Origin of the sequence: Paracholeplasma vituli, assembly GCF_025446935.1 — a bacterium.
Lineage (GTDB): Bacteria > Bacillota_I > Bacilli_A > Acholeplasmatales > UBA5453 > Paracholeplasma > Paracholeplasma vituli.
Genome location: NZ_JAOEGN010000003.1, coordinates 96,606 through 122,274 on the forward strand (window position 1 = coordinate 96,606; position 25,669 = coordinate 122,274).

General features: G+C 38.1%; 24 protein-coding genes and 1 tRNA gene. 19 read left to right on the forward strand and 6 right to left on the reverse strand.

Annotated elements, in window-relative coordinates; translation table 11 throughout:
- Window positions 1-5 precede the first annotated feature (5 nt).
- Complete coding sequence (locus N7603_RS02420) at window positions 6-1,178, reverse strand: hypothetical protein (RefSeq protein ID WP_262095737.1); 1,173 nt, start codon at window positions 1,176-1,178, stop codon at window positions 6-8.
- Between the two features lie 84 nt (window positions 1,179-1,262).
- Between N7603_RS02420 and N7603_RS02425 the strand changes: the two genes are divergently transcribed.
- The 4 genes from N7603_RS02425 (at window position 1,263) to N7603_RS02440 (ending at window position 4,495) form a co-directional block, all read left to right on the forward strand.
- Complete coding sequence (locus N7603_RS02425; RefSeq protein WP_262095738.1) at window positions 1,263-1,571, forward strand: hypothetical protein; 309 nt, start codon at window positions 1,263-1,265, stop codon at window positions 1,569-1,571.
- 65 nt (window positions 1,572-1,636) lie between these two features.
- A complete protein-coding gene (locus N7603_RS02430; RefSeq protein ID WP_262095739.1) occupies window positions 1,637-3,130 on the forward strand; it encodes an aminotransferase class I/II-fold pyridoxal phosphate-dependent enzyme in 1,494 nt (497 codons plus the stop codon).
- Window positions 3,120-3,980, forward strand: a complete 861-nt coding sequence (gene speB / locus N7603_RS02435) for an agmatinase (protein ID WP_262095740.1) — start codon at window positions 3,120-3,122, stop codon at window positions 3,978-3,980. The genes N7603_RS02430 and speB overlap by 11 nt, the downstream gene beginning before the upstream one ends.
- A 155-nt stretch (window positions 3,981-4,135) precedes the next feature.
- A complete protein-coding gene (locus N7603_RS02440; protein WP_262095741.1) occupies window positions 4,136-4,495 on the forward strand; it encodes a hypothetical protein in 360 nt (119 codons plus the stop codon).
- 95 nt (window positions 4,496-4,590) lie between these two features.
- On the opposite strand, the gene N7603_RS02445 is transcribed toward N7603_RS02440, so the two are convergent.
- Window positions 4,591-4,664, reverse strand: a tRNA-Thr gene (locus N7603_RS02445).
- An 84-nt stretch (window positions 4,665-4,748) separates the two neighbouring features.
- Between N7603_RS02445 and N7603_RS02450 the strand changes: the two genes are divergently transcribed.
- The 15 genes from N7603_RS02450 (at window position 4,749) to N7603_RS02520 (ending at window position 22,853) form a co-directional block, all read left to right on the forward strand.
- Window positions 4,749-6,476: an ABC transporter ATP-binding protein gene (locus N7603_RS02450; protein WP_262095742.1), complete on the forward strand. Its 1,728-nt coding sequence runs from the start codon at window positions 4,749-4,751 to the stop codon at window positions 6,474-6,476.
- Window positions 6,473-8,254 carry an ABC transporter ATP-binding protein gene (locus tag N7603_RS02455; protein WP_262095743.1) on the forward strand — a complete coding sequence of 594 codons (1,782 nt, stop codon included), beginning with the start codon at window positions 6,473-6,475 and terminating at the stop codon, window positions 8,252-8,254. The genes N7603_RS02450 and N7603_RS02455 overlap by 4 nt, the downstream gene beginning before the upstream one ends.
- Window positions 8,255-8,347: 93 nt before the next feature.
- Window positions 8,348-9,958, forward strand: a complete 1,611-nt coding sequence (locus N7603_RS02460) for an alpha-glucosidase (protein WP_262095744.1) — start codon at window positions 8,348-8,350, stop codon at window positions 9,956-9,958.
- The gene (locus N7603_RS02465) at window positions 9,951-11,339 is read left to right on the forward strand and encodes a glycoside-pentoside-hexuronide (GPH):cation symporter (RefSeq protein ID WP_262095745.1); all 1,389 of its coding nucleotides are present in this window, start codon (window positions 9,951-9,953) and stop codon (window positions 11,337-11,339) included. Before N7603_RS02460 ends, N7603_RS02465 begins: the two co-directional genes overlap by 8 nt.
- Before the next feature lie 95 nt (window positions 11,340-11,434).
- The gene (locus tag N7603_RS02470) at window positions 11,435-11,632 is read left to right on the forward strand and encodes a cold shock domain-containing protein (protein WP_262095747.1); all 198 of its coding nucleotides are present in this window, start codon (window positions 11,435-11,437) and stop codon (window positions 11,630-11,632) included.
- Window positions 11,633-12,010: 378 nt separating this feature from the next.
- A complete protein-coding gene (locus N7603_RS02475) occupies window positions 12,011-12,835 on the forward strand; it encodes a transporter substrate-binding domain-containing protein (protein ID WP_262095748.1) in 825 nt (274 codons plus the stop codon).
- Window positions 12,835-13,296: an ABC transporter permease subunit gene (locus N7603_RS02480; RefSeq protein WP_262095749.1), complete on the forward strand. Its 462-nt coding sequence runs from the start codon at window positions 12,835-12,837 to the stop codon at window positions 13,294-13,296. Before N7603_RS02475 ends, N7603_RS02480 begins: the two co-directional genes overlap by 1 nt.
- A complete protein-coding gene (locus N7603_RS02485) occupies window positions 13,275-13,589 on the forward strand; it encodes an ABC transporter permease subunit (RefSeq protein ID WP_262095750.1) in 315 nt (104 codons plus the stop codon). Before N7603_RS02480 ends, N7603_RS02485 begins: the two co-directional genes overlap by 22 nt.
- The gene (locus tag N7603_RS02490; RefSeq protein WP_305071958.1) at window positions 13,586-14,326 is read left to right on the forward strand and encodes an amino acid ABC transporter ATP-binding protein; all 741 of its coding nucleotides are present in this window, start codon (window positions 13,586-13,588) and stop codon (window positions 14,324-14,326) included. The genes N7603_RS02485 and N7603_RS02490 overlap by 4 nt, the downstream gene beginning before the upstream one ends.
- A gap of 110 nt (window positions 14,327-14,436) precedes the next feature.
- A complete protein-coding gene (locus N7603_RS02495; RefSeq protein ID WP_262095751.1) occupies window positions 14,437-15,165 on the forward strand; it encodes a Fic family protein in 729 nt (242 codons plus the stop codon).
- Window positions 15,166-15,239: 74 nt separating this feature from the next.
- Window positions 15,240-16,376, forward strand: a complete 1,137-nt coding sequence (locus N7603_RS02500; protein WP_262095752.1) for an MFS transporter — start codon at window positions 15,240-15,242, stop codon at window positions 16,374-16,376.
- A gap of 30 nt (window positions 16,377-16,406) precedes the next feature.
- The gene (locus tag N7603_RS02505; protein ID WP_262095753.1) at window positions 16,407-17,252 is read left to right on the forward strand and encodes a S1-like domain-containing RNA-binding protein; all 846 of its coding nucleotides are present in this window, start codon (window positions 16,407-16,409) and stop codon (window positions 17,250-17,252) included.
- Window positions 17,252-18,676 (forward strand): proline--tRNA ligase, encoded by a 1,425-nt coding sequence (gene proS, locus N7603_RS02510; RefSeq protein WP_262095813.1) that lies wholly within the window; start codon window positions 17,252-17,254, stop codon window positions 18,674-18,676. Before N7603_RS02505 ends, proS begins: the two co-directional genes overlap by 1 nt.
- A 26-nt stretch (window positions 18,677-18,702) precedes the next feature.
- Window positions 18,703-19,980 (forward strand): cation:proton antiporter, encoded by a 1,278-nt coding sequence (locus N7603_RS02515; protein ID WP_262095754.1) that lies wholly within the window; start codon window positions 18,703-18,705, stop codon window positions 19,978-19,980.
- 209 nt (window positions 19,981-20,189) lie between these two features.
- Window positions 20,190-22,853, forward strand: coding sequence for a calcium-translocating P-type ATPase, PMCA-type (locus N7603_RS02520; RefSeq protein ID WP_262095755.1), 2,664 nt, complete (start codon window positions 20,190-20,192; stop codon window positions 22,851-22,853).
- Between the two features lie 78 nt (window positions 22,854-22,931).
- Here N7603_RS02520 and N7603_RS02525 read toward each other — a convergent pair whose 3' ends face one another.
- The 4 genes from N7603_RS02525 to yidD form a co-directional block, all read right to left on the reverse strand.
- On the reverse strand, window positions 22,932-23,111 hold the full coding sequence (locus N7603_RS02525) for a hypothetical protein (RefSeq protein ID WP_262095756.1): 180 nt from the start codon (window positions 23,109-23,111) through the stop codon (window positions 22,932-22,934).
- A complete protein-coding gene (gene feoB / locus N7603_RS02530; RefSeq protein ID WP_262095757.1) occupies window positions 23,108-25,087 on the reverse strand; it encodes a ferrous iron transport protein B in 1,980 nt (659 codons plus the stop codon). The genes N7603_RS02525 and feoB overlap by 4 nt, the downstream gene beginning before the upstream one ends.
- Window positions 25,084-25,335: a FeoA family protein gene (locus tag N7603_RS02535; RefSeq protein ID WP_262095758.1), complete on the reverse strand. Its 252-nt coding sequence runs from the start codon at window positions 25,333-25,335 to the stop codon at window positions 25,084-25,086. The genes feoB and N7603_RS02535 overlap by 4 nt, the downstream gene beginning before the upstream one ends.
- A gap of 82 nt (window positions 25,336-25,417) precedes the next feature.
- Complete coding sequence (gene yidD, locus N7603_RS02540; RefSeq protein WP_262095759.1) at window positions 25,418-25,666, reverse strand: membrane protein insertion efficiency factor YidD; 249 nt, start codon at window positions 25,664-25,666, stop codon at window positions 25,418-25,420.
- Window positions 25,667-25,669: the final 3 nt, after the last annotated feature.

Consider the following 25,669-nt stretch of genomic DNA (forward strand, 5'->3'; position numbering starts at 1 on the left):
TTATATCACAACGGTTCTTTGTTATCAAGATGAATTGTTTCCTTTTTTTCAAAACGTACAATAGGTTTGTTACGGTTCTTTTCTTCCAAACTATACTCAGGTAGATGGGATAAGATGTCATCAATGAGTCCTGTACTAAAATCGTGCTCTGTATTCAAAAAATCACTTTCATCGGATAAACCAATTAAGTGACGTATCTGTTTAGAATAGTGATCTTTGGTCGATGTTTTGAGTTTGCTGTCATTTAATTCAAATTCAAATAATACAAGTACTTGCTCTACCAAATCATCCTCATTACAACGATACAAATAGCCAATAACAAGCTCAATTAATACATAAAGTTGATGATTTCTAAGAATGCGTCTAATCGTATGGTGCTGTCTGGCAAGCACTTTTGTTTTTTCTAATAAAAATACATCCGGTGCCTCATCATCGTAAATCCCTTTTTCTAATAGTAGCCCATAAAAATTAAGTACATCGAGGTTAAAATCGTATAAAGGACGGCCTTTTAATGCTTCTTGTAATAATCCAATATGATAATCTGAAACTTCATCGACAAATTGAGAAATCACCGATAACCCAAACACAGGATCCGTTTTTACTTTCTTATAGGCGACGAAATCTCCGTACATACCCGACGCTTGAAGCGTAGAAGTATAGGTGAAGATGAGACTGAATAACAAAACATATAGGTTCATAACTGTTAACCAGGCTGTTTGGTGGAAGAAAACTATATTTATAATAAATAGAACCAATGAAAATACAATCGTAAATGTAGGTGCGAATATGAGACTATAAGCGGTTGAGTTTTGATATTGAACTAAATCTGATTGAACCTTGATTTCACTAAAGTGTGGCATTACGATCCCACCACCCAAAGCGAGTAGTTTGAAATCTATAGCGACATGCCAACGGTCTGATTTATAGAAAATAAAGCACAATACCATGATGACCTTTAATGAAACACTACGTATAACAAAGGCAAGTGCATGGGCGAGTTCATGAAGTAGAACAACACCGAAAAACGTTCCGAAAAAGAGAATCACATGTCCATAAAATGGAATTTGAATAAATCCCTTGAGCCAATTTGTGAGGTAATTTGGGAAAATCCATTCCATTAAAAAAAATAAACCTATTAAAAATATAAATAGGATTAAGAAGCGGTACCTTTTCTTCATCAACATCACCTTCTTTTATTATAACACTAAAAACAGATTGAATCAGCATGGAAATGTGCTATTATCATAGTGCAGGGGAAAGATATGAAAACAAATTTAATGTTAAAAAAGGTCCATTTGAACCTTTCAGTCATGGCTTTATTATTATCTGTGGTTTTACTATTATCAACGGTTTTATGTCGTGAAATACTAAATCGTTCGTTGGGTACAGCCTCAGGTATCGGTGTAATAATCATCGTGGGGATGATGGTTTCTGCACTCGTTTTTGCAGTCATTACCTATACAAAACACAAAAAAATCGATACTTTTGAAAAATGGTCGCTCTCATTACTTGGTTTTGGGATGGTTGTACTTAGTTTTCTTTGGTTGTATGAATATTTTTTAAAGCCATAGTAGGCTTTTTTTTCTCCAATAAGCATTCATTATGCTATTATATAAACTGAAAGGATGTGAATGTATTGAAGAATTTGAATCAAGAAAAAACACCCTTCTTTACCAAGTTAAAAGACTATGGTGAATCGGATGTCGTGCCTTTTGATGTTCCAGGACATAAATTAGGCAGACTTCCCAATGATCTATCCGCTTTTACAGGTAAAGGTTTATATCAACTCGACGCGAATGCGCCAAGAGGACTCGATACTTTAAGTAAACCCACAGGTGTCATTAAAGAAGCTCAAGCCTTAGCGGCCGAAGCCTTTTCTGCAGATAAAGCTTATTTCTTAACTTCAGGAACTACCGCTGGAATCATCGCGATGATTATGGCAACCGTTTCTGCGAAGGAAAAAATCATTTTACCTAGAAATGTTCATAAGAGCGTTATTAATGCCTTGATATTCAGTGGAGCGATCCCTGTGTTTGTTAGACCAGATATCGATAATAACCTTGGTATCGCAAATGGTGTTAGTTTAGCCAATATGAAAAAAGCCATCGATGACAATCCGGATGCGAAAGCCGTGTTTGTCATCAATCCGACCTATTTTGGGGTCGTTTCCGATTTAAAAAACATTGTCGACTATGCCCATACTAAAGATATGATTGTCATGTGCGATGAAGCCCACGGTGCACAGTTTTATTTTTCAAACTTGTTGCCACAAAGTGCGATGGCAGCTGGTGCGGATGTTGCAGCAACCTCGATGCACAAAACAGGGGTATCCTTGACACAAAGTTCGATATTACTCACCAAAGGAAATCGAATCGATAACGCAAAGATTCAATCCACTCTTAATATGATTCAATCCACCTCACCTTCTGCAGTATTGCTTGCAAGCTTAGATGTCGCACGCAAGCAAATGTATTTTGAAGGCGAAGCAGGTATCAAGAAAGTACTTAAGATGCGTGAAAAGATGGTTCCTAAGTTAAATAGTATTCCAGGTGTTGAAATCATCGATGAAACCTATGCTTTAAAACGTGGGTTTGACTTTGGTTTTGATTCGACCAAGTTGGTCATCAAAGTAGCTGAAATGGGGATATCTGGATTTGATATTTATAGAACGCTTAAAGACCGTTTCAATATTCAATTAGAACTTGCTGAAACTTATCTGGTATTAGCCATTATCACCATCGCAACCACCAAATCGGATTTAGATCGACTCTATCAAGCTTTAAAAACCATCTCAGATGAAAACTATGAACAGAACCAAACCTTACCAAAGATTAAGTTTCATTACAATTTTCCTGAGACCTATGTTAGACCACGTGAAGCGTATCATGCACCACACAAAATTGTCCCACTCGCTGACTCTGAAAATGAGATATCAGCAGAATCCATTATGATTTACCCACCTGGCATTCCACTCTTAATTCCAGGTGAAGTAATCAATACTCAATTCTTAGAAGATTTGGATTTTTATCAACAAAGTGGTTCAGTCATATTTAGTGAATTAAATAACGGTTATGTAAAAGTAATCGATAAAGAGAATTGGCATAAATGGGAGGACTCAGATGAGCTTTAAGAAAGTAGATTTATCATTTCAAAGTTGTAAATCCGAATACGATGACGCGAGTGTTGTTATCTATTCATGTCCAATGGATGCGACAACATCCTATCGTCCAGGGACACGTTTTGCGGGGAACGCCATTCGCGTAGATTCATTTGGGATTGAATGGTATTCACCGTATCGCGAAATGAGTTTAAAAGATTACCCAACCTGTGATATTGGTGATCTAGACTTACCAATTGGTGCGGTTGAAGATGCATTAGAGGTCATTTACGACACCACAAAACAAATCCTTAAGGACAACAAGAAACCTATGATGGTTGGCGGCGAACATTTAGTGACCCTTCCAGTGGTAAAGGCGGTTGCTGAAAAGTATCCAGATTTACATATGATTCATTTAGACGCGCACACGGACCTGCGTGATGAGTTCTTCGGTAGAAAACTCTCACACGCAACCGTACTCAGACGTTGTTTTGATGTTCTTGGCCCTGGTAGAATTTATCAATTTGGTATTCGTTCCGGAGATAAACACGAATTCGATTGGGCAGCCAGTGGGAATACTTTTCTAAGAAAGTTTGATTTTGAAGGATTAGCTGAAACCATTCAAAAATTAAAAGATAAACCCGTTTATATCACGATTGACTTAGATGTTCTTGACCCAGGTGTGTTCCCTGGAACAGGTACCCCAGAACCAGGTGGGATGCAATACAAAGATTTACTTAAAGCGTTTGACCTATTTGAAGGCCTTAACAACATCGTTGGTGCTGACTTCGTAGAACTCAACCCTTACCTAGACCCATCCGGTGCTTCCACAGCGGTCGCTGTGAAGACACTCCGAGAAATGGTCTTAATCCTACATAAATAAATCGAATAAAAAGACAGATTATATCGAATTTTGTTAAAAAATCATCTGATTATTTAGCAAAAAGCCAGATTTTTAAAATCTGTCTTTTTTCTTAGGCTTAATAAGTATATTGAAGTTCAAAGTAATATATAATGTGCTATAAAGGGGGCATTCGTATGACTCGTGAACCTCAAACACAAACTACCCGTCTACAAAATATTTATTTTTACACATCCTTAGGTATGATTGGACTGAGCATATTACTGTTCTTATTAGGCATTTTATTCACCCGTACGGCGACCCCAGCACCCGAAGCACTCGTTTCACTGGCTGTAATCTATTTACAATACCATTACGCGCACGTAATAATAGGTATAGCATTACTCATCTTTTATGCTATCCAAAAGAAGAAATATATTTTCAAACTCAATGTTTTAAAGACCATCTTTGGCATTCTATTCAGTCCCATCAGTTACATTATCCTCACGACAGCGATTCTTCTACTAGGTTTATCTAGCTGTGCTTCAGGGTCATAATGATTGGGACAGCTCTCCTTGTCACTACTTTTAAAACAAGTAGTGACTTTTTTGACGAAAAAAAACTCCATTAGATGGAGTTTATGTGTTCATAATGGTGCCCTCAGCGAGAATCGAACTTGCAATACAGCCTTACCATGGCTGCGTTATACCATTTAACTATGAGGGCTATTCATAGCAGCAAAGTTATTATACAAAATTAAAAATAAAAAAACAACCCAAATGTGATAATATAATTACAGGAAGTGTTTTTATGAAAAAAATCATTGAACTACTAAAGCCGTTTTGGCGCACACTGACGGTATCATTAACCTTAAAAATGCTCGGGTCCATGACAGACCTTTTTTTACCATTTTTAATCGCGTATATGATCGATGACGTCATCCCAAACACGTTAATTGGCAACGTTTGGCCCATCTATGAAGTGGGAATTTACATGTTGTTAATCGCGCTTGCAGGGTGGTTAATGAACGTGTATGCGAATAGAACCGCTGAAAGAATCTCCGCTGAAGCAATCCGAGGTTTAAGACACCAAGTCTTTGAAAAAATCGAAAGTTTGTCCTCCGCTCAAATCGATCAGTTTACCAGACCATCCTTGATTTCAAGAATGACGACCGATACGTATAATCTATATAACTCCACCGGTGGGGTCCAACGCTTAGGCGTAAGAGCTCCAGTACTTTTAATTGGTGGGATTTTTATGTCGTTTTTAGTTGACCCTGTTTTAACTTTAGTGATGATTGCGACACTACCATTTATAGGATTAGTCGTTTATACAATCTCTAAAAAAGGGATTCCATTATATAAAGAAATTCAAACACGTGTAGACCGTTTGGTTAGAACGGTACGTGAGTTCATCACAGGTGCTCGTGTCATTAAAGCACTATCGATGAGCGAACACGAAAAAGCACGTTTTGACGAAGATAACAAAAACGCTATTAAAGGCGAACTTAAAGCACACATCACGATGGCTACCATCAATCCACTGATGAATACCATCGTTAACTTAGGGTTGGTTTTGGTGTTGGTATTTGGCGCGTTCCGTCTCAATGAAGGCCATGTTCAAAAAGGTGATATCACCGCGTTTGTTACGTATTTTACAATTATTCTTAACGCAATGATGTCCATCACACGTGTTTTCGTAATGTTATCCAGAGCTCAAGCTTCCGGTGCACGTATTGATGAGATTTTAAATGCACCTACCGATATTAAAGATGGGACTTTAGAAATCGTTAAAGATACTGAGAAACCGCATATTGCTTTTGACCACGTGTCGTTTTCTTATAATAAACAAAAGTATAACATCGAAGACATCAGTTTTGAAATTTATGAAGGTCAAACCCTTGGCATCATCGGCTCAACTGGGTCAGGTAAAACCACACTTGTGAATTTACTGATGCGTTTTTACGATACGACCGAAGGACAAATCCGTTATTATGGTACACCGATTCAAGACCTCAAAGTCAAAGATTTAAGAAGTAAAATTGGACTTGTTCTACAACAAGACTTGATTTTTTCGGAATCTATCTACCAAAATATTCAGTTTAATCGTAATCAAATTGAAAAGTATGACGTTGAAATGGCGACGAAAATTGCTCAAGCAGAATTCATATATGAACGTGAAGACGCTTATGAAGCGATGATGGCAACCCGTGGGATGAACTTATCGGGTGGTCAAAAACAGCGCATCCTAATCGCAAGAGCAATTGCAGGCAAACCAGACATTCTGATACCAGACGATGCCTCGTCAGCACTCGATTATCAAACTGATATGAAATTACGTAAGAAACTCAATGAAACCATGGCTCATACAACCAAAATAATAATTGCCCAACGCATATCGAGTCTAAAAGAAGCCGATCTCATCTTAGTCATGGATGAGGGGAGAATTATTGCTAAAGGCACACACGAAGAACTCTTAAAAACCTCAGATACCTACCAATTACTGGCGAAACACCAAATGGGAGGTGCAACTTTATGATGTATGCAGGCAAACAACCTCGTGGTAAAAACGATGGGTCACAAAAAGCCAAGAACCGAAAATACGTCATTAAGCGTTTATGGGATTATTTAACATTCTATAAATGGCGACTCATATTGGCCATATTCCTCACAATTGTTGCGAACTTGTTATCCTTGATTGGTCCATTTTTAACTGGTAGAACCATCTCAGCGATGGAAAATGGCGTTGATTTTGATCAAGTATTCTTGTATGCGTCGTTGATGGTTGTATTCTATTTAATAAGTTCGATTTTGAACTATACACTTTCCATCGCGATGGTTCGAATCAGTCAAAGTGTCGTCTATAAAATGAGAAACGATGTCTTTGATAAACTCAATAAAGTCCCTGTATCATTCTTCGATAATAACCAAACCGGGGATATTATTTCGAAGATTTCTTATGATATCGATACGATCAATACCTCATTAGCAACCGATGTAATATCGATTTTTACATCGATAATTACCGTTGTGATATCGTTTATCATGATGTTGATTATGTCACCTATCCTATCTTTAGTATTCCTAATTACCATTCCGTTATCGTTTCTATTTACTAAAACCTTATCCGGTATTGTCAAAAAGAAATACCGTTTGAGAAATGCGAAGTTAGGCGAACTCAATGGCTATGCAGAAGAAATGATTACAGGTCAAAAAACTGTTCAGTCTTATGTGTCTGAATCAGCTGTATTAAACCGATTTGATGCGATTAACGATGAAGCATCGGATGCTTCCTATAAAGCAGGTTACTATTCTACAATGGTAGGTCCTACTGTCAACTTTATCTCAAACTTATCGGTTACCTTGGTCGGGGTATTTGGGGGGTTACTCTATTTTAGAGGGCAAATCGATTTAGGTAAACTTACCAGTTTCACACTTTACTCCCGTCGTTTTTCTGGTCCAATCAATCAAATGAGTAGCATTCTAGCGGATATTCAAAGTGCACTAGCTGCGGCTGAACGTGTCTTTGGATTGATTGATTTAAAAGAAGAGGTTGCTGATTTAAAGGATGCAGAAGCCTACGAGGATGTATCGGGTGAAATCGTATTTAATCAAGTGAATTTCTCATACGATAAAAAAAACCCAATCATTCAAAATTTAAGCTTCAAAGCACAACATGGGCAAGTCGTCGCGATTGTTGGCCCAACTGGTGCTGGTAAAACTACACTTGTTAATTTATTGATGCGTTTTTACGATGTCGATTCGGGAGAAATCCTGGCGGATGGTAAGAACATTCAAACGTATACAAGAACCTCACTCAGAAAAGCGTTCTCGATGGTTCTTCAAGATACGTGGTTATTCACCGGATCAATCGCCGATAACATTGCGTATGGTAATGGCGATGTAACCCGCGACGAAATCATTGAAGCAGCGAAACGGGCGAAGATTCATCATTTTATAGAAGCCTTACCCAATGGTTACGATACTGAACTGACCGATGAAGGTCTCAATATTTCTAAGGGTCAAAAGCAACTCTTGGTCATTGCGAGAGCGATGCTTTCAAAGACCAAGATGTTGATTTTGGATGAAGCAACCTCAAACGTGGATACCCAAACCGAAATCCACATTCAACAAGCGATGTTACACCTCATGGAAAACAAAACCACATTTGTCATCGCGCATCGATTATCGACTATTCAAAATGCTGATTTAATATTAGTCATCAAAGATGGTAATATTGTTGAACAAGGTAAACACGATGATTTAATTCAAAAACAAGGCTTTTATCAAAAATTATATATTTCACAATTTGAATAAAGTTACCCAATTGAAATGTTAAGATGTTAGTAGACACTAAAAAGTTACTATCATCTTTTTTTCATGTATAATGGAAAGAAAAGGTGGGATATTATGCAAGCATTCCAAAAAGGTGTTTTCTATCAAATTTATCCACGAAGTTTCAACGATTCCAATGGTGATGGGATTGGGGATATTCCTGGTATTATTCAGAAACTCGACTATTTGGCCTCACTAGGGGTTAATTACGTTTGGTTATCACCTGTGTATGCTTCACCAAATGTCGATTATGGGTACGATATCAGCGATTATTTATCGATTAATCCCGAATACGGAACCATGGCAGATATGGAAAAACTGATTAAAGAAGGTAAAAAACGCGGTATTTATTTCATCATGGATTTGGTGATGAATCACACCTCGAGTGAACATGCGTGGTTTAAAGCTTCGTTAGATCCGGATAGCCCATATCGTGATTACTATTATCATCGTCCAGGTAGAGGCAAAAAATTACCAAATAACTGGACGAGTTTCTTTGGTGGTAAGGCATGGAGCCAAAATCCAGATGGCACCTATTATTTACATCTATTCGCACCCAATCAACCGGACTTAAATTGGGATCACCCGAATATGTATGAAGAGTTCAAAAAGATTATTCGATTTTGGTTAGACAAAGGTATTAAAGGATTCAGATGTGATGTGGTCAATGTAATGTCTAAAAAAACCTTAGTTGATGGTAGACCAAGATTGATTCTAAAAGGGTTAGAACACTACCACTCTACACCAAAAAACCATGAAATTTTAAGACGCATCCGCAAAGAAATCATCGAACCTTATGGGGCTTTTTTAGTAGGTGAAACCGTCATGGTTGATACCAAATTAGCAAATGATTTATTGGGCGAGGGCGATTCTAAAGAACTTGATATGCTCTTTAGTTTTGAACATATGGATGCCGATCAGTTTTTAGTTAAATGGTTTAAACGCAGTTTTAAACCCAATAAATTTAGCAAAATCCTTACGAAGTGGCAACAATCCATCCCATGGAATGCGATCTATTTAGAAAATCACGATCAGCCAAGAAGCGTTTCACGCTATGGGTCAAATCACTACCACAAAGAAAGTGCGAAGATGCTTTCGACATTGTTACTCACCCTTAAAGGGTCTCCATTCATCTATCAAGGTCAAGAAATTGGGATGATGAATGTCGATTATAAATCTATCGATGATTATAAAGATGTTGAAACGAAAAATATTTGGGCGCTCAGTAAAAAGCTTTTATTCCCGAGGTTTTATCGCTGGCGTATGATTAAAAATGTCTCTCGTGATAACGCAAGAAGCCCGATGCAATGGGATGCTAAAGGCGGTTTCTCAACAGGAACCCCATGGCTAAGAATCAATCATAATCAAAAGAAGATTAATGTTGAAACCCAAACAGAGGATGGAAACTCCATTTTGAGTTATTATAAACGACTCATCAAAATTAGAAACCAATATGATGTTTTCGTAGAAGGTGTCTTTAAACCTGTTTATCAAAGACGAGGATTGTTTGTATATACCCGTGAAACTCAGAATATGAAAGTATTGATAATTCTCAATATGACGTCAAAATATAAGAAATATAGTTACAATTTAGATGGTGAAATTCTTTTAAGGAATTATCCACCCATAGAGATGAAACGGTTGAGACCGTATGAAGCCCTCATCATCGAGGTTCCACATGACTAAAGTCAATAGGTTATCTTTTGGTGTGGGTACGATTGGCCGCGACATGAGTTACACGCTCATTTCGATGTATTTGATGTTTTATTTGACGGATGTGTTAGATTTAAATGCGAAAATGGTATTGATCCTGACCGTAATCATTGTATCGATTCGTGTCTTTGACGCCTTCAATGACCCATTTATGGGCGTCATTATCGACAATACACGCAGTCGTTTTGGTAAATTTAAACCCTGGATTTTAATTGGTATGATTGGCTCTGCCTTAACGTCAGTTTTGATGTTTACCAATTTTAATCTAAGTGATTTTGGGTTTATTTTGGTCTTTACGTTTTCCTATTTACTCTGGGAACTCTTTTTCACGATGAACGATATTGCCTATTGGTCAATGTTGCCAGCTCTCACGCAAAATCAAAAAGAGCGTGAAGAAATAGGTTCATGGGCAAGAGTGTTCGCGAATTTGGGTGTATTTATCGTTGTCGGTGGCTTGGTACCCATCACATCGTTTTTCAAGCATACATGGGCATTATCGGACTCAAGTGCGTTCACAGTATTCGCAATCCTGAGTGCCATCATCATGGTTTTAGGACAGTTAATTACGTTAAAATGGACTAAGATTGAGGTTCATTATACCGCAGTTGAGCAAACCAAAATCAGAGACATGTTTAACATTATCCTTAAAAATGATCAATTGATGTGGGCCGCTGTCGCAATGTCATTATTCATGACAGGCTATATGATCACGACAAATTTTGGGCTTCACTTTTTCAAGTATGCTTATAAAGACGAAAGCATGTATGGTGTATTTGGTATCGTTCTTGGCGCATCACAAATGGTTGCGTTAGTGGTATTTCGGTGGTTTTCAAAACGGTATTCCCGTAAACAGTTATTTACAGCGTCTATCGTCCTTGTTCTATTAGGTTATATTCTATTCTTTGTTTCACCAATGCAGATTTTATGGATTGGGGCAGCTGGAATACTGATGTTTTTTGGCCAAGGGATGTTACAACTGATTATTCTCGTCCTTTTAGCGGATACAGTAGATTATGGTCAATACAAGTTTGGTAAACGCAATGAATCTGTGAGTTTCGCAATTCAACCGTTTGTGAATAAATTATCGGGAGCTCTGGCTTCGCTGGTAATTGGAGTAACATTGGTCTTAATCGGTATCACCGAGGTAACTTCACCAGAAGATGTGAGTTTGACTGAGGTTTGGTATCTAAAGTTATCAATGCTTATCCTACCAATTCTGCTCATCACTGCGAGTTACATCGTATATCATAAAAAGTTTAAAATTGATAAAAACTTTTACGATGAGATTATTCATACTTTAAAGTTACGCGAAGAAGAAATTAGAACCTCAAATAAAGATATTGAAATTAGTTAGACGAACCCCTTGTATTAAACTATTGCATAGTGTATAATGTCTTTAGGTGAGTTGAATAACCACCCAGAATTTTTCAAGTAAGGAGTTAAGTTTTCATGACAGGCAAAGTTAAATGGTTCGATGCTGAAAAAGGTTACGGCTTTATTTCAACATCAGAAGGCAAAGATGTGTTTGTACACTTCAGCGCTATCCAAGCTGATGGTTACAAAGCATTAGCAGAAGGCGACCAAGTTGAATTTGAAGTTAAAGAAGGCGACCGCGGCCCACAAGCTGCTAAGGTTGTTAAATTATAATTTTAAAATAACAAGGTAAGCAGAAGGACTGAATTTCAGTCCTTTTTCTTTTTAAAGAGGGTTTGAAAACGTTTTTATTCATCTCTTCGGTTGACATTGTATAGTATTACGAGTATTCTATATTCAAACAAAAAAAGTTTAGAGGTAGCGATGTATCATAGTACAGTGTAGAGCAGGCATGCTAAGACACACTCGAAAGGTAACCATCGCCGAATGAGGACTTAGGCATAGGTCGATCATGGGGTTATAGGGAACACTTATAACACTCCTACAGCATACACTGTAGAGGCGCTAACGATGTAAAATTAACTTTTATTTCGTGTTGAAGGCGTCCTATGGGACGCTTTTTTTGTTAAAAATTCTAGGAGGTCTTCAACAATGAAGCGAATGTTTTTAGTTTTAACTCTGATTTTCAGCCTCGTACTCACAGCTTGTAGCAATGCAAGTTATGAAGTTAAAGAAGGCAATACACTGGTTGTGGGATTAGAAGCTGCCTATGCACCTTATAACTGGACTACACAAACAGCCAACGATTATACCGTGCCACTTTCAGGTCAACCTGGCGCTTATGTCGATGGTTATGATGTCGTAATCGCATCCTACATCGCAGATGAACTAGGCTTGGTGCTTGAAATCAAAGCGATCGAATGGGATGGTTTAATTCCAGCCTTACAAGCGGGTCAAATTGATGTAATCATTGCAGGTATGAGCCCAACTTCCGAACGTAAACAAACAGTGAATTTCTCAACTGAATACTACCGTGCTCAACAAGTTATGGTCGTTAGAAGCAATTCAACTTATGCGGACGCGACACAATTATCTGATTTTAGTGGTGCGAAGGTTGTTGCTCAATTGGGTACACTTCAAGATGATTTAATCGAACAAATCACAGGTGCCTTGCATCAAACCCCACTCGATTCCTACAATGCTTTGACGAATTCGGTATTGAGTGGTGTTGCAGATGCATTCATCGCGGAATTACCGGTTGCGATGTCAATCGTTCAATCCAATTCGAATTTATCATATGTGAATTTCTCAGGTACTAACGGTTTTACATTATCTGAAGAAGATGTCACCACAGCGGTTGCATTACGCAAACGAGATGCAGCATTATTAGATGCAATTAACGGCGTTTTAGAAAGTTTATCCACCGAAACACGCGATGCGTGGATGCTTGCGGCCCTAAGCAGACAATCTGAATAATGTTTGATTTACTTGCTTCATTACCACCACAAAGTGATTTCTTTGGTACGATTATTTACATCATTCAATCGTATTACAAGATTATTTTGTATGGTCTAGGTGTAACGATTTTACTATCCGTCGTGGGAACCCTCGGCGGATTTATCCTCGCTATGGGCGTGACGCAAGCGAGAGTAGTTGTAGTTGATAAAAAACGTGACCCAGTCTACATCAAAGTATTTAAAGTCATCTTTAAACAACTATCGATTATGTATGTAACAGTATTTAGAGGAACACCGATGATTGTCCAAGCGATGATTATTTACTATGGTGTAGCAACCACTGGGGTATTTCCTTGGTGGGGTCCGCTTCCTGCAGGGTTAATCATTGTCACCATCAATACGACGGCTTATATTTCAGAAGTATTAAGAGGGGGATTACAGCGGTCGACCCAGGACAAATGGAGGCCGCTAGAACGTTAGGTCTAAGCCATCGTCAAGCCATGCGTAAAGTCATTTGGCCACAAGCCATTAAGAACGCTCTACCGGGTGTAGGGAATGAATTCGTTGTTAACCTAAAAGACACAGCTGTGCTTTCGGTCATCTCAGTTGTCGATTTATTCTATTCTGTAAGACAAGGCGCTTCGGCTACCTACCGTTATTATGAATCCTTCATGATTGCAGCGGTATTGTACCTCATTTTGACCTTTATCTCATCTAAGTTAGTGGATTACTTGGCCAAAAGACTAGACCAAACCGCAGAGGTGAAAGCATGAATCCTATCATTCAAGTTGAAAATTTAACCAAGCGTTTTGATGATCGCGTCATTCTAAATGAAATCAATCTCACTGTTCATTCGAGAGAAGTGATCACGTTAGTGGGGTCTTCAGGTTCTGGGAAGACCACCCTACTTCGTTGTTTAAACCTATTAAATGAACCTGACAGTGGGCACATTTATTTTGAAGGAAACGATTTAATGGATCCAAAAACAGACATTAATAAACACCGTGAACACATGGGGATGGTCTTCCAACAGTTTAACTTATTCAATAATAAGAATGTTTTGGATAATTGCATTATGGCGCCGATGCTACGTCTTGGATTAACTAAAGAAGTAGCCACACAAAGAGCAACCAAATATTTAACCAAAGTCGGATTAAAAGACTTTATGAAACAAGACGTCAGAAGACTATCTGGGGGACAAAAACAAAGGGTTGCGATTGCACGTGCACTTTGTATGGAACCTAAAGTGATGTTATTCGACGAACCTACATCCGCACTCGATCCAGAAATGGTCGGAGAGGTCCTTTCTGTCATTAAGACACTTCGTGACGAAGGGATGACCATGGTAATCGTAACGCATGAAATGGGGTTTGCGAAGGAAGTATCTGACCGCATCCTATTTATGGATCAGGGGATTGTACTTGAAGAGAATAATCCAGAAGATTTCTTCAACCATCCAAAAGAAGAACGTACAAAACAGTTTTTAAACCGTGTGATTCAGCACATCTAGTTAATGAAGACACCAATCCTTTTTTGATCTGGTGTCTTTTTGTTTTTTTACATTGAATGATAGCGTTTTTATTGTTATAATAACAGTATAAGAAACGGGAGTGAAATAATATGGAAAGAGGCCTTTTAGAAGCAGAGAAGAAACACCTCTTGCTTGCACTTAAAGAAGCGAGTAAAGAGGAACTTCAACAAATCGAAGCCGCATTCGAATTAGAAAATGCCTGTGCAGCGATTGGTTTTGAAGGGAATAATCACATCACGCATGAAGAAGTTGAAAGACTCATCAAGACGAGACGTCTATTAGATCGTAGTGAACGTGAACAAAAAGAAGTTTTAAACCATGTTAGAGCGTTTGATTTTATTAAACAAGCAGTTAATGAGAAGAAAGAACTCACAGAAGAGTTCTTGAAAGATGTGCACCAAATCATCCTAGAAGATATTATGGTTGGCGGTTTGTATCGTCAAGTCAACATTCAACTGATCGGTTCGACTCACCAGCCACCAGATCATGTTAAAGTGTATGATCGTATGAAAAAATTCTTCATGAACTTAGAAGAATTTAAAGGTGATGCGATTGAACTGGCTTGTTATGTACACCTATCCATTTCTAAAATTCATCCATTCGTGGATGGCAACGGCCGTTTAGCGCGCCTTATGATGAATTTTATACTCATGAAAAACGACTACTTACCGATTTCGATTAGCCGTGAACACATTCAAGCCTATTTTAAAGCACTTGATGTATTCAAAGAACAAAAAGACATGACCCCAATGATTGATTTGGTCACTGAACGTTTGATGAAACGTTATAATGATGTCAATCAAATACTCAATAAGTAAGCATTTTCTATAGAAAAAAGTGAAAAGAACTTTCACTTTTTTTTTCCTTTTGATATAATGGGTATGGTGATATCGTGAAAGAAGTTCGCAAGTATCAATTAACCTATTTTGTACGCTTTATCGGGGATGCATTATTCTATCCCTTTTTTGCACTTTATTTGAACTCGATGGGGATATCAAACGATCAAGTAGGTTGGATTTTAATGATTCTACCGTTAGTGGCATTATTTGCGAATCCCATTTGGAGTAGTCTATCTCGAAATATTAACGATAATCGCAACATCATGCGAATTCTCACGATTATTGAAGCAATCACTGTAATCATCTTAATTCAGATGAAACAAACGGAATTTATCGCACTCGCTGTGGTTATATTAGCGATTGTGGGTCAACCCGTTTATGTTCTATTAGATAGTTACACATCGGTGTTTGGGAAGAAAGCGAATTACCCCTATGGAAACATCCGTTTATTTGGTTCATTCTCCTATGGTATATCTACCATTATTGGTGGTGTGATGATTGCACAGTTGGGGTATGAAGAAACATTCATAACTGCGGCCGTATTCTTTGCTTTATTCGCGGTTGTGCTCTCATGGATTTTACCATTAGATATCTCAGCAGATACCGAACTCAATGTGAAAAGTGAACCACGGTTATTAATGAAAAACAAGAAGTTCATTCTATTTGCCATTTTCTATATTATTACATTAGGCATTTTATTTGGTGGTGACAACTACCTAATTATTTACTTTAAATCGTTAGGGGTTTCCCCAGATGAATATGGTCTCATCATGTTCGTCTTTATCATATTTGAAATGCTTGTTTTATGGCTACTATCAGCGAATGGTTATCGATTCAAAACCAGAACGTTACTGGTCATTATTGTGTTGACGAATGCTTTAAGATTCATCATTTATGGGATTGATTTACCGTTGTTTGTATACATAACCATCAGTTTGATTCGTAGTTTAACGATGGGAACAATGCTTTACATTACGATTCGGTATATTGAAGAAATTGTCGCTCCAAGAAACATCACATTAGGGCTTTTGGTGTTCTCAAGTTTTAGAAGTCTATTCACAGCGATGACAACTCTCTTTGGTGGTTATATGACGGATGGGTTCGGTTATCGCCCCTTCTATATTCTTTGTGGTCTGATTGCGCTTTCAGCAATGTTCTTCATCGATTATCGGAAGCCAAACGAAGCCTGAGTATGATATAATAAACAAGGATGTGATAACATGATTAAAATTGGAGAAGTGAATACATTAAAGGTCAAGCGTAAGACGGACATTGGGTATATGTTAACCGATGGGACGGACGACGTCTTTTTACACTTTAATGAGTCGAATCACGAAAACCTAGTCGATAACCAAAGCGTCAAGGCTTTCCTTTATTATGATGCGAAAGCGCGCTTAGCAGCGACATTATCAACGCCTATAATTACCGTAAGTCATGCGGATTTTGTGAGCGTCAAAGAAGTAAACCATGAACTTGGGGTGTTTGTCTCAAACAACACTTCTAAGGACATGCTTGTATCAAAAGATTATCTACCATACGATTTCAACCTGTGGCCCGAAAAGGGTGACACCCTATATTGTATGTTGAAGCTTAAAAATCGTTTGGTTGCCAAACCTTTAAATAAAGTAGAAATTTCGTTAGTTCCTGAAACCAAATTAGACTTACACCAACATGTTGATGCGTATGTCATCTATGTAGGCAAAGAAGGTTTAAATATGATGACCAGAGAAGGACATCTCGTCTTTGTTCACCATACACAAATGCGTCGTGTTTACCGTTTAGGTGAAATGGCAAATGTGAGAATTGCACGTATCCATGAAGGTGGATACAGCGGATCACTCATTGAAGTGAAAGAAAAAATGATGGATCAAGATGCGAACATGCTCTATGAATATTTAGTCGCAAATGGCGGTAAAATGCCGTTCACATCGGATTCTGATAAAGATGCCATCTATGAGACGTTTAAGCTATCTAAAAAAGCGTTCAAACGAGCTCTAGGCAGACTCTATAGTGAAAGAAAGGTCATCATTCAAGATGACCAAACGATACTCGTAAAAGGTGAATAATCATGGATAAAAAATTAGTTGAAACCATCACAGCGCGAGACAAAGATTTCGCACAGTGGTATACCGATTTATGTATAAAAGCAGAATTGATGGATTACAGTGATGCTAAAGGCTTCATTATCTATCGCCCTTATGGCTATGCAATTTGGGAAAACATTCAAAAGTATTTAGACCAAAAATTTAAAGATACTGGACATGAAAATGTCTACATGCCAATGGTCATCTCAGAATCTTTATTCCAAAAAGAAAAAGACCACGTTCAAGGGTTCGCCCCAGAAACAGCATTCATGACCACATCAAGTGGTGATGAAGGGGAAAAACTCATCATTCGTCCAACCTCAGAAGTATTATTTTGTCAACATTATGCAAAGATTGTATCTTCTTACCGTGACTTACCTAAGAAGTATAACCAATGGTGTTCGGTTGTTAGATGGGAAAAAACCACGCGCCCATTCTTAAGAGGAAAAGAATTCCTCTGGCAAGAAGGACATACCATTCATAGAACCGAAACAGAAGCAAGAGCAGAAACCTTAGATATGCTTGATATTTATAACAAACTTGGTAAGGATTTATTAGCAATCCCGTTCGTAACCGGCCGTAAAACTGAAAAAGAAAAATTCGCTGGGGCTGTTGAAACCTACGCCATCGAAGCGTTGATGCACGATGGTAAAGCCTTACAATCTGGAACCTCCCATTACTTTGGAGATGGTTTCGCGAAAGCCTTTGATATTAAATACCAAGACAACGATAATCAAGTGAAGAATGTATTCCAAACTTCATGGGGTGTATCCACCCGTTTGATTGGCGCTGTGATTATGGTTCACGGGGACGATGAAGGACTGGTATTACCACCATTTGTTGCACCAACACAAATTGTGATTATCCCAATTCAAAGCCAAAAGCCAGAAGTTATGGCCGCTGCCAACGACTTATACGCAGCCTTAAAAGCCAACGGCTACCGTGTTAAGTTAGATGATTCAAACCGTACACCTGGTTGGAAGTTTGCTGAATATGAAATGAAAGGTGTCCCTGTTCGTATTGAAATTGGACCACGCGATTTAGCAAATGGACAAATTACAATAACGACTAGACACAACCGCAGTAAACAAACTGTGGCTTTAGAATCCGTTGTTGAATCCATGCCAACTGTTTTACAATCGATGCACGATGAGCTTTATGAAAAAGCCTTGGCACATGTGAATGCCAATACATTCACTGCTACATCCTATGATGATTTTAAAGTTCAAATCGAAAAAGGCGGCTATATCAAGATGAGCGTTGCAGGCGAAGAAGCCGAACTCATCATCAAGGCCGATGTTCAAGCAACTGCACGTGTTATACTTAACGAACCACTTATCACTGAAATTTGCCCAGTTACTGGCAAAAAGGCAACGCAAACCATTTTGTTTGCACGTGCCTACTAATAATATAGATCTCGAGGAACGTATTCATGTTAAATGTACTGGCCAACGTCACACTCAATTTAGACGGGGCTTATATCACTTTATTTTATTTAGCACTGATGATCATTACTGGACTTTTGTTTGGTAAAATTGCAGAGCGCTTAAACCTACCTGAAGTCACAGGTTATATTGTGGCAGGGATGTTATTGTCTGGTGTGGGCCTAATCACACACGAACAAGTGTTAAAGTTAGATGTTGTCACAAATATCGCACTAGGCTTTATTACCTTCCAATTAGGGACACTGCTCTGGTGGCCTAAAGTTAAAGCTCGATTGAAAGAAGTTTTAATTGTCTTGGGTCTTGAAATCCTATTTGTTATGGGTTTCACATTTGGACTGTTCATGCTTTTCAATCAACCCATTTGGCGCGCATTGATCATCGCTGCGATTTCAGTCGCAACCGCTGCAGCACCTGTGATTGAAATCACGAAGAAGCATCGTTCTAAAGGTGCAGTCACAGATACATTGTATTCTGTTGTTGGGTTTGATAATGTCGTCGGTGTCATCATTTTCCTATTTACATTGGTGATTGCGGTTAATTTAAAAGATAACAGTGCCATTACATTTAACGAAATCTTAGAACCGCTTAAAAATATCGGTATCGCGATGTTACTTGGTGTGATGTTATCCTTAGTGATGATTTATGCACAACACCATTTATTTACGAAGTTCCAACGACATGCGAAACACGAAATGTACTTAGTGTTTACAGTGAGCTTTGTTCTATCCGCGACGGTTGGGTCGATCCTACTCGGTGCACCTTATGTCATTACAACCTTTGTTTTAGGCTTCATTTTCACCAACAGTATTGATAAAGAAACTTACAAGTTTCAAACCCTTACAGTGGATGAGTTCATTCCGCCACTATTCATCGCATTCTTCGTAATTGCAGGCGCTGAATTATCAATCTCAATGTTAGTTCAATACGGCGCTTTTGCAGTACTTTATGCGGTTGGCCATGCGGGTGGTAAACTATTAGCAGGTTTCATAGGAACTCGAATAACCAAATCTCAAACCATTGTAAAACGCTATTTACCAACCTCCATACTTACTCAAGGGGGCATTGAAATTGGTCTAGCGACCATCGCGGTCATTGCTTTAGATGATCCAAAAATCAAGAGTGTCATCCTAACAGCCGTCTTAATATTTGAATTCTTCGCTCCACTTTTAATGCGTAGAAGTCTAAATTTTGCCGGTGAATTGCGTGAATTCCATGGTAAGAGAGAACCGGTTGCAATTCCAAGCGATCACCCTTCACAACATTAATATAAAAGAATTCATTGATTTAATCGTATGTTTGTATTACAATAAATACGTATTTATAATTGAATCATACTCATGGGGAGTAGCAAATAATGTAAATTATCATCATGTTCGTCAATACGGAGTTAATCCCGGGCATGGTTTCGATCTTGAATTGCAAGACCATATTTCGGAAGAAGTATGGTCTTTTATTTATAGAAAGGATAAAAAATATGTGGTATTCAAAATCAATTAGTAGTGTAGTAGAGACTTTAGGTGTCAACCCTAAAACGGGATTAAGTACCCATGAAGTCGAACAAAGACTCACACAACATGGGCTAAATCAACTTACCCCTAAGAAGAAAAAAAGTTTGATTAAACTCTTTTTCAAACAACTGAATGACGTTTTAATATATGTGTTGATTGCAGCAGCAATCTTAACCATCGTTGCAAGCTACTGGGAAGGGCATACCGAATTTACGGATGCAATCATCATTATGCTTGTTGTCTTTATCAATGCGTTCATTGGTGTATTCCAAGAATATAAAGCAGAGAAGGCCGTTGAAGCTCTTCAAAAAATGACCTCGCCAAAAACACTGGTTAGACGGGATGGTGAGATTGTTGAAGTTGATTCAAAAACATTAGTACCGGGCGATATTGTTTTATTAGATGCAGGTAGATTCATTCCTGCCGACCTAAGATTGATTGAAAGTTCAAATCTACAAATTGAAGAATCCGCTTTAACTGGGGAATCGGTCCCTTCCGAGAAAAATGCGAAGGATCAATTACCTGAAGCCCAAGTTCCAATTGGAGATCAACACAACATGGCTTTCTTATCCACACTGGTTACTTACGGACGTGGTGAAGCGGTTGTTGTGTCCACTGGGATGCACACAGAAATGGGTAAGATTGCGAAAATCCTAGAAGAAGAAGACACTGAAATGACCCCTCTTCAAAAACGTTTAGAAGAACTTGGTAAAATGCTTGGGATTATCGCTTTAGTCATCTGTGCGATCATATTCGGTTTAGGCATTTTACAAGGTAAAGAACTGATTGAAATGTTCGTTACCTCCATATCCCTAGCAGTTGCAGCGATTCCTGAAGGATTAGCTGCGATTGTTGCGATAGTGCTTGCACTAGGCACCACAAGAATGTCTAAGAAAAATGCGATTGTTAAGAAACTAACCGCAGTTGAAACGCTAGGTTCTGTGAATATCATCTGTTCGGATAAAACTGGGACATTGACTCAAAATAAGATGACAGTTACTCATGTATATACTAAAAACGGGTTACAACCAGTAGAGTCCTTAGTAATTCATGAAGAAGAACAAAAACTCATTGAAGCATTTAACTTGTGTAATGATGCGACCTTAACAACAGGCGACCCAACCGAAATTGCGTTGGTTCAACTTGCGCAACTAAATAATATCGAAAAATCCGATTTAGACCGACAATTCCCACGTGTGGATGAAAAACCATTCGACTCAGATCGTAAGCGTATGTCAACGCTTAACCAAGTTGATGATGGTTATGAAGTCTATACCAAAGGTGCTTTAGATTCATTGCTAAAAGTGACTACGCACATTTATGATCAAGGTCAAATTCGACCGATTACCAATCAAGATATTGTTGAACTACAAAACGCTGCTAACGATATGTCGCTACAGGCTCTTCGTGTCTTAGCAGCAGCATTTAGACCAACCAAAGAAGCATTATCCGCTAAAACGATGGAAAATGATTTAGTGATTATTGGTTTAATTGGTATGATTGACCCACCACGTCTTGAAGTTAAAGACTCTATCAATCAAGCACATCAAGCGCACATCGACGTGCTCATGATTACGGGTGACCACCGCAACACAGCACTCGCGATTGCTCAAACTTTAAACATTGCACAAACCATGGATCAAACCGTATCGGGTAGTGAAATAGACCAAATGAGTGACGAAGAATTAGAAAAGAATATTCGTAACTATAAAGTCTTTGCACGCGTTTCACCTGAACATAAAGTTAAAATCGTTAAAACCCTTAAAAAACTCGGTTACATTGTATCGATGACGGGTGATGGTGTTAACGATGCCCCTTCCTTAAAGAGCGCTGATATTGGTGTTGCGATGGGTATTACAGGTACAGATGTATCGAAGAATGCTGCAGACATGATTTTAACCGATGATAACTTTACCACCATCGTTCATGCGATTGAAGAAGGGCGTATCATTTATAACAATATTAAAAAAGCAGTTATCTTCTTATTAAGCTGTAACTTTGGTGAAATCGTTGCGATTTTCATCTCTGTTTTACTTGGTTGGCCAGTACCATTACTTGCGACCCAAATCCTTTGGATTAACCTCATCACCGACACACTACCTGCGATTAGTTTAGGTCTAGATGAATCCATTGAAGATGTTATGAAACAAAAACCACGTGATAAGAAAGAATCGTTTTTTGCTGAAAGAGCTGGTCAACGTGCGATAATTGGTGGGATTTTAATTGGTTTAGCAACCCTTTTTGCATTCATCATTGGCTTATTCGAAAAAGGCATATCATTCACAGAAATTGGTCAAGTTGCACACGGCGAACCAGCTTTCATCCACGCGTCCACAATGGCCTTTGTTGTACTCGCCTTCTCACAACTATTCTATGCGTTCTCACTCAGAAGTTCACACAAAACATTGCTTCAAGTGGGTGTATTCAAGAATAAAACTTTAATAGGTTCGTTGGTTATTGGTGTAATCCTTCAAATTGCGATCATCAACATTCCATTCTTCAACGATGCATTCCAAGTCGCACCACTTAACTTCGCTGACTGGGATATTGTCATCATCCTATCTCTAATCCCATTCATCGTGAATGAATTGATTAAATGGGTGGCTTCAAAACGAAACAAAACAGTATAATCCAATCGTATAAAAGGGCGTTCATAATGAAATGAACTGCCCTTTTTTCGTAAAAAAAGACCAAGCAAAAGCTTAGCCTTATTCTTTTGTGTTAATGTCTTCAAAGATCGCTTTAATCGAATCTACTTTTAATGTACAGGTTTTCTTAGAACTACAGTTACAGCCTAAACCCGTTTTCTTTTGTACAAAGCGATAATAGGCAATACCAAGGAAGATACCGAGAACAAATATTAAAATTAGAGTATCAATAAGATTCATCTTAAACCTCCTAAAAACGTTAATGATTGGTAAATAAGAATAGCTAGCACATAAGCGAGTCCTGTTTGGAAGAGTATCGCTTGGAACATCTTTTTAGTGGAACCTAGTTCCTTCTTCATGGCTCCAATCGCTCCAAAACAAGGCGCAGAGAATAGATTAAATACCATAAAAGCGTAAGCTGATGCAGGTGTAAAGAATGCATAGATAGGTGCGTTCAAAATGATGTTGCCTTCGGTAATATCTGCGGATAATCCACCGATTATAGCCATTGAAGAAACGACTTGTTCCTTCGCTACTAACCCTTGAATCGCTGATACAGATGTCGCCCAAGATAAATCACCTAACATCGGATAGAATAGATAACTGAATCCTCTACCGAGATAAGAGAGAATCGATTGATTGACATCAATACCGTATTCTAATCTAAATGAAAAGGAAGTTAAAAACCATATGATAATCGAGGACATTAGAATGATGGTACCGGCTTTTTCAATGAACTCAAATACTTTGTCATAAACATCTCTTATTGTATATCTTAAATCGGGTAACTTATAATTTGGTAATTCCGAGATGAATGCAGATGGGGTCCCTTTGAAGAAGAAGGTTTTCATAATAATTGCTGACAACAATATGATCATAATCGATAGCATATATAAACTGAAGGATATGAATCCAGAATGTTCGGGGAAGAAAAAACCAGCGAATAATGCAATTATCGGAAGTTTTGCACTACAAGGAATGAAAGGTGTCAACATGATGGACATCCGTCTTTCATCTTGACCTTCTATTGTGCGTGTAGCCATAATTCCGGGAATACTACAACCCGATCCTAAAATGAATGGAATCAAGGATTTACCAGATAATCCGAATTTCTTAAACAAACGGTCTAGGAAGAAAGCAATTCTGGTCATATATCCAGTGGATTCTAAAAGACTGATTAGAATGAAAAGAAGGATCAGTTGAGGCACAAAGTTTAGGACTGCTCCAACCCCAGCAATCATCCCATCTGAAACGAGCGACGCTGACCAATTCGATGCACCAATAGAGGTTAACCAATCGAATATGAATCCGCTAAATAGGGAGATGTTACCATCAATAAAATCGACGGTTAAACTGCCAACAACACCCACAGATAAATAATAGATTACAAACATGATCAGAGCAAAGATTGGTAAAGCGAGATATTTATTTAAGAATATTTTGTCTAATCGTTCAGTCATGGGGTCCCCATGGTGGAGTCGAACAAAACTCTGTTTTTTAACATTTTCGATGAAATCATATCTTCCCATCGCAATAATTGTTTCAATGTCATGCTGATAACTTTGTTCTAACGGCTTAATCCATTTTGTAATATCAAGTCCTTGAGATTCGATGATTGGATCCTGTTCAAGTAACTTAATAGCGATAAAACGCGCATGTGGTTGATGAATTTGATGTTCTAAATGGGATATGATTTTCTCAACGTTCGGTTTAAATATCGGTTTAGTTTCGTGTTTGATATAATCGCCTGATTGAATGACATGAATCAATTCTTTTAAACCTGATTTTTTCAAAGCTGAGATCTGAACAACCGTTGTGTTCAGTAAATTCGATAAGGCTTCCACATGAATCGAAATGCCCTTTTTCTCTAACATATCGGCCATATTTAAAACAATAATACAATCGATATCGAGTTCCATTAATTGGGTAGTGAGATATAAACTGCGCTCAATAGAGGTCGCATCGATAATATTAATGATTAAGTCAGGTCTTTCTTGAATCAAAAATGCTCTAGAAAGGGCTTCTTCTAAGGTGTAAGGAGACAATGAATATATCCCGGGTAAATCGATGAGTTCATGCTTCCCTTCAGCAATCACACCTACTTTTTGTTCAATCGTCACCCCAGGCCAGTTGCCAATCTTTTGATTAGCTCCAGTCAAAGCATTAAAGAGTGTGGTTTTACCACTGTTTTGATTACCAATTAACGCAATTCTCATAAAGGGTGCACCTCAATAAAAGCGAGGTCAGCTTTACGGATACATAAATCGTAATCGCGAATTTTAATGTCAAATGGATCCCCTAAAGGCGCAATCCTTTTTATCTCGACGATAACCCCTGGTGTTACACCCATATCAAGCAGTCGTCTTTTAATTTCTTTAGTAGCTGAATCAATCGTCAGTACTCGACCTTTTTGACCTGGTTTGAGTTGATCTAAACGTAATTTTTGTTCATCGCATTTAGGCATAAAAAAACACCTCATTTTCATTCATAATGATAAACAAAATGGAGGGTGTATTCAAATGAAATTATAATATTTTTAAATAGAATTATAAATTAGAAGCATCTTTCTTGATTTTTACTTTTTTCTCTGGAACAGGGTCGTATTTAGGCTTAAATAGTGGGTTACATGTCAGTACACGCTTAGTGGTTAAGAACATGGCTTTTGGGAAACTGAAACGCTCAAAACACCCTAATGCATAATTTGAACAAGACGGTTTATGTCTACACACAAAGTGCTTATTAGGGGAGACAGATTTTTGATACCATTTGATGAGTTTGACAGAACGTTTTTCCATAGG